Genomic DNA, 8,364 nt, shown 5'->3' on the forward strand with positions numbered 1-8,364 from the left:
GTACCGGGCGGTGGCCAGCCGCTACGACAAGCGCGACTACATCTTCAACGGCACACTCGCCGTCACAGCGATCAACATCTGGCTCCGCGACACCGTCCAAGAGCCATCAGAAACGGCCTAGGCTGTGGCACGTGGCGAGCGCGAACGAGCAACACACGACGGACGAGCCGGACGGCCGGAGCACCAACCCCGCGGGCGGCGCATCCACCCCGTCCGAGCGGGAGTTCCGCGCCCACGAACTCGCTGCAGCGGCCGGCATCACCACCCGCACGCTTCGCTTCTACCGCGAACGCAAACTGCTCCCGCCGCCGCGCCGCGAGGGCCGCATCGCCTGGTACGACGCACACCACCTCGCCCGGCTGCGCAGCATCACCGCGCTGCTCTCACGCGGCCACACCCTCGGCGGCATCGCCGACCTGCTCGACGCCTTCGAGAAGGGCCGCGACGCCCGTTCCGCCGCCGAGGTCATGGGCCTGGACTCCGCCGTGGCCACCCCCTTCTCCGAGGAGACCCCCGTCCGCCTCACCCCGGAGGAACTCGCCGACTACTTCCAGGGCCAGGTGACCGTCGACAACCTGGCCGCCTCCCTGGACATCGGCTACGTCGCCATCGACGGCGACGAATTCGTGCACACCAGCCGCCGCCTGCTCGACGGGTCCGCGGAACTCGTCGCCAAAGGCATCCCCCTGGCCGACGTGCTGGAGGCAGGACGCGCACTGCGCGAGCGCACCGACGAGATCGCCGCCCTCTTCGCCCGCCTCTTCCGCACCCACCTGCTCCCCCGCCAGGAAAGCAGCGACCCGGCCGCCCTCAACGACCTCCTCACCCGCGTCGCCCCCACCGCCAGACAGATCGTCGAAGCCGAACTGGGCCTCGCCCTGGACCGCCGGGTACGGGCGGAGCTGGAGGAATGGCTGAGTGACCACCGCACGGAGCGGGAAGAGCGCGACCGCGCGGACGGAGCCGAGAACTAGGCTCTTCCCGTTGGGGACGGGCCGCTACCGGGGCAGGGCTCACGTCGGGAAGGGCCGCTGGACCGATGGTGGACCGGCGGTGGGACGTCAGGACGCCCCGGGCCTCCGGAGTGTCCAAGGCGCCAGGGATGTCAGGGGCCGAAGTCGACCGTCACCGGAGCGTGGTCGCTCCACCGCTCCGTGTGGGTGGCAGCACGCTCGACGTACGCCTTCAGTGCGCGCTCCGCCAGCCCAGCCGTGGAGACGTGGTAGTCGATGCGCCAGCCCGTGTCGTTGTCGAACGCCCGCCCCCGGTACGACCACCACGAGTAGGGCCCCGCCACCTCGGGGTGCAGCGAGCGGACCACGTCCGTGTAGCCGCCGTCCTCGGGGTCGAACACCCGCGAGAGCCAGGCCCGCTCCTCGGGCAGGAACCCCGCGTTCTTCTTGTTGCCGCGCCAGTTCTTCAAGTCGGCCTCCTGGTGCGCGATGTTCCAGTCACCGCAGACCAGCACCTCACGCCCGGATGCCGCCGCCCGCTTTCTGAGGTCGCACAGGTAGGGCAGGAAAGCCGCCATGAAGCGTTCCTTCTCGTCCTGCCGCTCCGTACCGACCTCGCCCGAGGGCAGGTAGAGGCTGGCGACCGTCACGCCCGGCAGATCGACCTCCACATAGCGCCCGGAGGTCTCGAACTCGGAGACACCGAACCCCACCCGGACGGCATCCGGCTCGCGCCGCGTGAGCAACGCCACACCCGACCGCCCCTTGGCCGACGAGGGCGCCCAGAACGCGTGCCAGCCCTCCGGGGACCGGACCGCCTCCGGCAGCTGCTCGGGCTCCGCCCTGACCTCCTGGAGGCAGATCACGTCCGCTTCCGTGGCCGCCAGCCACTCCACGTAGCCCTTCTTGGCCGCGGCCCGCAGCCCATTGACGTTGACCGTGCTCACCTTGCGCAAAACGTGCTCCCCGTGGATTTCCGGACTCCCCGCACCCTACGCGGGACGCCCCCGCTCCCACGGGTCAGGAGCTCCGGCCCGTGGCCGCTGACGCCCGCGGTGGACACGGTGTCCGCTTACGATTCCCGTATGCAGATCGTTCCCGTCCCCTTCGACCATCCGGACGCCCGGAAACTCAACGACCTCGTGCTCCAGGAGTACGCGCAGCGCTACGGCGACCCGGAAGGCGACGCGACCCCGCTGGCCCCGGCGATGTTCCGGCCCCCGCGCGGCCTGTATCTCCTGGCCTACGACGACGAGCAGCAGCCGGTCGCCACGGGCGGCTGGCGGGCCATGGACGCCCGCACGGCGGGCGACGGCGGAGGCGACGAGGGCGATGCCGAAGGGGACGGGGAGAACTACGCGGACGGTGACGCCGAGCTCAAGCGCATGTACGTCGTGCCCGAGGCGCGTGGGCACGGGCTGGCGCGGCGCATACTCGCCCTGCTCGAAGACGACGCCCGCGAGGCGGGGCGGACGCGCATGGTGCTGGAAACCGGCGTGCACCAGCCGGAGGCCATCGCCCTGTACACCTCTTCCGGTTACGGGCCTGCGCGGGAGAAGTTCGGGCACTACCGGTTCCACGAGGAGAGCCGGTGCTTCGAGAAGTCCCTGGGCGGCACTCCTTCGTGCACCCGGTTCCCTGTGTAAAGCCGGTTCCCTGTGTGAACCCGGTTCCCTGTGCGAAGCCGCTTCCCTGTGTGAACCCTGTTCGATGACCTGATGCGTTCACCTGGTGCGTCACCCCTCTTCGGGAACGTGGTCCACGGGGGGCGTCTCCGGCTCGCCCCGGGCGAACTCCGCCGCCACCGCGATGCCCAGATCCTCCATCGAGACCGCCCGCACAGAGCCGTTTTCGGCGTCCTTGAGCGCAGCGGTCAGGGCGCGCCCCGGCGGCATCTCGATCCAGCGCTGCGCGCCGCTCTCCCGCAGCGCCGTGACCATCTCCGTCCAGCGCACGGGCAGGGCGACCGATCCGGCCAGATCGTCGAAGACCCCGTTCGCGTCGCCCGAAAGGCACTTCCCGCCGGTGCACGTCACGTACGGCAACTCGTGCGGGCGGCGCCGCACGGTGGCCAGATGCTGTGCCATGCGGATGCTCAGGTCGTGCGGGGGCTCCTCCGCGCGCTCCAGAAGTTCGGCGCGGATCCGGACCGCCCGCAGCGCCTCCGAAAGAGTGAGCAGCCCAGCGGCGACGGCGGCGGCGAAGACGCCGGCCCCGTGTCCCGCCACCGCGGCGGGCCGCACCTCCTCGTCCTCCGTGAGCGCGCGAGCCCCGGCCACACCGGCGATCAGCAGGCAGACGTGCCGTGCCACCTCGGACGAGGCCAGCGCGTCGGCGGTGTCGAGTTCCGCGACCCCTCCGGGGTGCTCGCACTCGGCCTCGGCCAGTACGGTCGCCGACGCGGCGGTGTCGGGCAACCGGTGCAGCGTGCCCGGCCGCAGTGAGCCGGGACCGGGGAAGAGGAACGCGACGTTCATGCGGCCACCCTTTCCTGCCCGGCCCCGCTATGCCAGCCACCCCTCCCACACGCCCTGTCTCGACCCCCTCTCGTGGCCCTGTCCCCTCATCGCCCCTCCGGGCGGCCGTCGCTCCGTCGCCCCTCCAGGTGTTCCGTCCCCCTGACCGCCGTCCCGCCGTCCCGTCGTCCCGTCGTCCCGCCGTCGCCCGCTGCGGATGCCGAGCGTCCACGGAACGTCGATGGTGGGCGTATGACGGAATACATCGTGTTCGCCGACTTCACCGAACGCGGCACCCAGGCGGCACTGCGTGCGCTCGACAGGCTGGAGGCCGCGCACCGCGCCGGAACGGTCGCGCTGCGCGAGGCACGCGTGATCGGCCGGGACGCGGAAGGGGAGGCGGAGATCGTCGGCGAGGTGGACAACACCGGCACGGCCACGGGGTTCGCCGTCGGCGGTCTGATCGGCGCACTCGTGGGGCTGATGGGCGGTCCTGCGGGGGCACTGCTGGGGTTCGGTGCCGGCGGCCTCATCGGCGGCGGGCACGACGCGCGACGGGTGATCGAGACGAACGAGGGCCTGGAGGAGTTGACGGCGGAGATCCCCCCGGGCAGCACCGTGGTGGTGGCGGACCTCGACGAGGAGTCCACCGATCCGGCCGACGCGGCTCTGGGGCCCGGAGTGAGCCGCTACCTGGCTTCCCGGGTCCGCAGGGACCTGGAGGACACACTGTCGAGTCCGCCGGTGCCGCAGAACGCGTCGGACGCCCCCACGGGGCCGATCACCGGCCACGAGGCCGGCCCCTCGGGGGAGGGCGAGAGCGCGCGGGAAAGCGGCAGGGAGGAGCATTGGTGGCGGCGATAGCACGGAAGGAGCAGAGCATGGGCCTGGCGTGGGGCGTACTGATCGTTTCGGGGTGTCTGGAGACCCTGTGGGCGACGGCTCTCGAGGCGTCGAAGAACTTCAGCCGTCTGTGGCCCTCTCTCCTCTTCCTGGTCGCCCTCGCCGCCAGCATGGCGGGACTGTCCTACGCCGTGTCGCAGATCCCCCTCGGCACGGCGTACGCGGTGTGGGTGGGGATCGGCGCGGTCGGTACCGCGCTCTACGGGATGGCGGTGCTGGGCGACGCGGCGACGGTGGGGCGGCTGCTGTGTCTGCTGCTCATCGTCGGCGGAGTGGTGGGGCTGAAGCTGCTCCGCTGAGGCCGCCACGGCGCGACGGAGACGGCTGCGGCGGGCGGCGGAGCCGCCCCTGTCGGCGTGCCATGCCGAGGCCGTCCGCTGCGGTGTCGCGGGCGGCCTTCTCCGCCAGAGGTCACACCATTTTTGCGGGTTCTTTACATGTCCCTGCCAGCTCATTAGGTTGACGCCCGCGCACCACCGTCCCACCCCTTCTCCAGCCAGGGGACCGGCGGACGGCAGCCGGCTGCTGTCCCGCCTCGCCCGCCCGCCGCCCCACTCCGAAAGGCAGGCCCATGACCCCCACACGCCGTGCCCTCACCGCGCTCCTCGGCACCGCAGCAGCAGCCGCTTTGACGCTCACCGGAGCGGGAAGCGCACAGGCGGCCGCGGGAGCGTCCCCCGCCGACGTGTCCCGTAGCTCCGCACCGCCCGCCGCAGCGGCCCCCCAACTCCTCGCCAAGCTCACGCACGCCCAGGCGACCGCCAAGTTCCGTGGCGCGGGCGTCACCTGGACCTCCAGTGGCGGCTGTTCGGACCGCAACACCCCGACCTGCACCTCGTTCGACGGACTGCGTTCACAGACGGCGGACGGAGCGGTCACCCTGAAGAGCGCGTCCGGCTGCGCCGTCCGTCTCACCGGCGGGACGGAGACGGGCCACGCCTCTGGCACGTACAGCCACTGGAACGGCTACAAGCTCGACATGTCGCTCTCCAGCTGCCTCGACAACTACATCACCGGCACCTTCACCTCCATCGGCGGTTCGAAGTGGAAGTCGGGCTCCGGAAACGTCTACTACCGCGAGGGCAACCACTGGGACGTCACCTACTACAACTGCGGCGGCTGCTAGCCCTGCCGGGAGACCGTCGGCACGTGCTGCGCGCACTGCGCGCACTGTGCGCACCGTCCGCACAGTGCGCACAGCGCGCGCTGTCGCACCTCGCGCGCCGTGCGCACCTGTAGGGCCGACGCGTGGCCTGCACGCGACCGTCCCGACAGCGGCGCTCGTGCGCGCCCCGGCGTGCCTCTCTCCTCGCAGCGCTCCCACGGCACTGTCACGGCTGCGCCCGGTAGAGAGCTGTCCCGAAGGAGGCGGTGACCCGGACCGGCTCGGGCAGCGCGCTCACGCGTGCCCGCAACGCGTCGGGCTCGACGTGGCGTGCGGAGGGCCCCATGAAGACGAGGTTTTCCACGTCCTGCCGCGACAGCTCGACGGTGTACTCCAGGGCCTCCATGCGCTCCCTCGTGAAACGTGCGGTCAGGGTGCGCTCCAGGCGCTCTTCCTTCTCCGGGTCGATCTCCAGCAGGCCCAGCCGCTCCCGTAGTTCGGCCAGGTGCCGCGGGGTCGGTGTCACGACGAGCAGGGCTCCCCCAGGGCGCAGTACCCGGTGGAACTCCGCGCCGTTGCGTGGGGCGAACACGTTGAGGACGACGTCCACCCGCCCGTCACCGACGGGGAACGGCCGCCAGACGTCCCAGCTCGCCGCGCCCGCCCGGGGATGTGCCCGCGCGGCGCGGCGCAGCGCGTACTGCGACGTGTCCAACGCCAGCCCTACGGCGCCCGGCAGCGCGTCCAGCACGGCCGCGAGGTAGTGCCCCGTACCGGCCCCGGCGTCGAGAACCGTGCTCCCCTCGGGCAGACCCGACGAGGCAGCGGTCCGAGCGAGAGCGTCCGTGAGCGGCCCGTAGTGACCGGCGGCCAGAAAGTCCGTACGGGCCCCCACCATGGCCGCGCTGTCGGCGTTGACCGTGCGCTTCACGCCGGTCAGCAAGCTGACGTATCCCTGGCGTGCCACGTCGAAGGTGTGCCGTGCGGCGCAGCGCAGCGACCGCTCCGTCACATCGAGCGGCCCCTGGCAGACGGGGCACCGGACGACGCTGCCCGCGAGCGCCTCCCACGGACCGCGCCAGGCGCTGACGTCACGGCGGGCGGTTTCCTGGCCGGCGATCGGCGGTTCGGACATCGGGGGCTCTCTCGGACAGCGGACGGCCTCCCAGGCTACCGCCGCGGTCGCCTGCGCCCACCGCCGCACGTCTCCGCCCACTGCCGCGCGCCCTCGGAAACCGCCGCCCCCTCGGGCACCGCAAGGGAAGCCCGGACGCACGGCGAGGGGCGTACGGGAGCGTGACGAGGGGCCTACGGGCGCTGCCGGATTTCTCCGCCCTGCCCCCGCGGACGGCTGCGCGTCGTCGCGGAGAACCGGTCCGCCGCCTCGCCCCGCAGCCTGCCAGGCGGCAGGGCGCGCCCGAAGGCGATGAGCAGCAGGTCCTGTGCCGCCCCGCTGACCGGCGTGCCGGAAGCGGCACCGTAGGACCACTCCAGGTCTTCCGCGTGCAAGGAGACACCTGTGAGGTCGGCGCCGAAGAATTTCAGGCTCCTCGGCGTCACGCCCTCCAGCAGCGGGCGGACGCGCTCCAGGGGAACGCGCCGCTCGTGCTCCAGCGCGACGGTGATGTCCAGCCCGTGCACCACGTCGTGCCCGAGGGCCGCCGTCAGCCCGCCCACGGGCGGCGTCCAGGGGTGGTGGGCGTTGTTCCGCAGAGCCGCCGCCAGCTCCCCCTCGCTCATGGCGGCGGCGTCCCGACGGGCACACCTGTCGGTCATCCGGTGCAGTCGGCCGCGTGCCCGGAGGAGTTCGCGCAGCACCTGGCCGCGCCCTGTGCGGAATCCGAACGACATGTGGGCGGCCACTTCACGCACGCGCCACCCCTCGCACAGCGAAGGTGCCTTCCATTGCTGTTCCGTCAGCCCGTCCAACAGTGCGGCGAGTTCCACGCGTTCGTCTGCGATCGCACCCCTGATGTCCACGCCGCTCCTGCCTCCCGGTCGACCCGTTGTGCCGTTCCCTCCCCAGCCTGGGTGGCCTCCTCGTATAAGTCCAAGAGAGGCTTCTTCTCCGCCTCAGAAGCGGCGGTTATGAGCTGTCTAGCCTGTGCCCCATGGACCTACGTCAGCTCCAGCTCTTCGTCGCCGTCGCCGAGGAGGGCAGCTTCACCCGTGCCGCTGCCCGTGTGCACCTGGCCCAACCGGGCGTCAGCGCCCGCATACGTCAGCTCGAACGCGAGTTGGGCCACGTGCTGCTGGACCGGTCCGGCACGGGCCGCCCCAGCGCCGGCCGCTCCGGCGGCACCGCTCGCGCGGGACGGCCGGTGACACCCACCCAGGTCGGCGAGGCCGTGCTGCCGTACGCGCGGGCCGCCCTGGAGGCCGCCGAGAACGTCCGGCACGCCGCGGACGCCTTCACCGGGCTGCTGCGCGGCCATGTCACCGTCGGACTCGTCTCCGGTGCGACGGACGCCCGGGGCAGGTTCGACATCGCCGCCGTACTGGCCGACTTCCACAACGAACACCCGCACGTGGAGATCGCACTCACCGAGGACACCTCGGACCGCATGCTGCGCGCGCTGCGCCACGGCGCACTCGACATCGCGGTGGCCGGCCTGCCTGACGGGGACCCTCCGCCGGGCACCGCCGCGGACATCGTGGTCGACGAGCCGGTCGTCGTCGCCGTCTCGCCCCACGACCCGCTGCTGTCGGAACCCGGGCCCCTGCCCTGGGCTGCGCTGCGGGACCGCGCACTGATCAGCCCCCCCCCGTTACCGTTTTCGCGGTCCTGCAATGGGACTCCCGGCCTCCGGGTCCGGCATGGCTTGTCCCCCTGTCGAACAGATGATCCGGGGGGTGGTGCCACCGGCCCTGGAGGCACCGTGAGACCGCTGATAGAGGCAAGGCCACCGCCCCGCCGGGGCGGGAGGGTCTGCGTAACGTGGAGTTG

The 8,364-nt window shown here is 72.0% G+C and carries 10 protein-coding genes; 6 read left to right on the forward strand and 4 right to left on the reverse strand.

The genetic code is table 11. The features are described 5' to 3' along the window. Nucleotides 1-131 precede the first annotated feature (131 nt). Entirely contained in the window at nt 132-974 is an 843-nt protein-coding gene (locus tag DTL70_RS15910) for a MerR family transcriptional regulator (protein WP_114022603.1), read from the forward strand. 131 nt (nt 975-1,105) lie between these two features. Here DTL70_RS15910 and DTL70_RS15915 read toward each other — a convergent pair whose 3' ends face one another. After that, nucleotides 1,106-1,909, reverse strand: a complete 804-nt coding sequence (locus DTL70_RS15915; protein WP_114022604.1) for an exodeoxyribonuclease III — start codon at nt 1,907-1,909, stop codon at nt 1,106-1,108. A gap of 129 nt (nt 1,910-2,038) precedes the next feature. On the opposite strand from DTL70_RS15915, the gene DTL70_RS15920 reads away from it, so the two are divergent. Beyond that, nucleotides 2,039-2,599 (forward strand): GNAT family N-acetyltransferase, encoded by a 561-nt coding sequence (locus tag DTL70_RS15920; protein WP_114022610.1) that lies wholly within the window; start codon nt 2,039-2,041, stop codon nt 2,597-2,599. A gap of 90 nt (nt 2,600-2,689) precedes the next feature. Here the strand turns inward: DTL70_RS15920 and DTL70_RS15925 are convergent, their stop codons facing one another. Continuing rightward, complete coding sequence (locus tag DTL70_RS15925) at nt 2,690-3,430, reverse strand: ACP S-malonyltransferase (protein WP_114022605.1); 741 nt, start codon at nt 3,428-3,430, stop codon at nt 2,690-2,692. A gap of 231 nt (nt 3,431-3,661) precedes the next feature. Here DTL70_RS15925 and DTL70_RS15930 point away from each other — a divergent pair, with 231 nt between their 5' ends. The 3 genes from DTL70_RS15930 (at nt 3,662) to DTL70_RS15940 (ending at nt 5,438) form a co-directional block, all read left to right on the forward strand. Continuing rightward, nucleotides 3,662-4,273: a DUF1269 domain-containing protein gene (locus DTL70_RS15930; protein WP_114022606.1), complete on the forward strand. Its 612-nt coding sequence runs from the start codon at nt 3,662-3,664 to the stop codon at nt 4,271-4,273. 17 nt (nt 4,274-4,290) lie between these two features. Continuing rightward, nucleotides 4,291-4,611, forward strand: coding sequence for a DMT family transporter (locus DTL70_RS15935; RefSeq protein WP_281278700.1), 321 nt, complete (start codon nt 4,291-4,293; stop codon nt 4,609-4,611). Between the two features lie 272 nt (nt 4,612-4,883). Then, complete coding sequence (locus DTL70_RS15940; RefSeq protein WP_114022607.1) at nt 4,884-5,438, forward strand: hypothetical protein; 555 nt, start codon at nt 4,884-4,886, stop codon at nt 5,436-5,438. A 205-nt stretch (nt 5,439-5,643) separates the two neighbouring features. On the opposite strand, the gene DTL70_RS15945 is transcribed toward DTL70_RS15940, so the two are convergent. Continuing rightward, nucleotides 5,644-6,552 (reverse strand): putative RNA methyltransferase, encoded by a 909-nt coding sequence (locus tag DTL70_RS15945; RefSeq protein ID WP_114022608.1) that lies wholly within the window; start codon nt 6,550-6,552, stop codon nt 5,644-5,646. A 173-nt stretch (nt 6,553-6,725) separates the two neighbouring features. Next, nucleotides 6,726-7,397, reverse strand: a complete 672-nt coding sequence (locus DTL70_RS15950; protein WP_114022609.1) for a maleylpyruvate isomerase family mycothiol-dependent enzyme — start codon at nt 7,395-7,397, stop codon at nt 6,726-6,728. A 131-nt stretch (nt 7,398-7,528) separates the two neighbouring features. Here DTL70_RS15950 and DTL70_RS15955 point away from each other — a divergent pair. Beyond that, on the forward strand, nt 7,529-8,364 hold an 836-nt coding region (locus DTL70_RS15955), incomplete at its 3' end, for a LysR family transcriptional regulator (RefSeq protein WP_147266784.1).

Origin of the sequence: Streptomyces diacarni, from assembly GCF_003323715.1 — a bacterium.
Lineage (GTDB): Bacteria > Actinomycetota > Actinomycetes > Streptomycetales > Streptomycetaceae > Streptomyces > Streptomyces diacarni.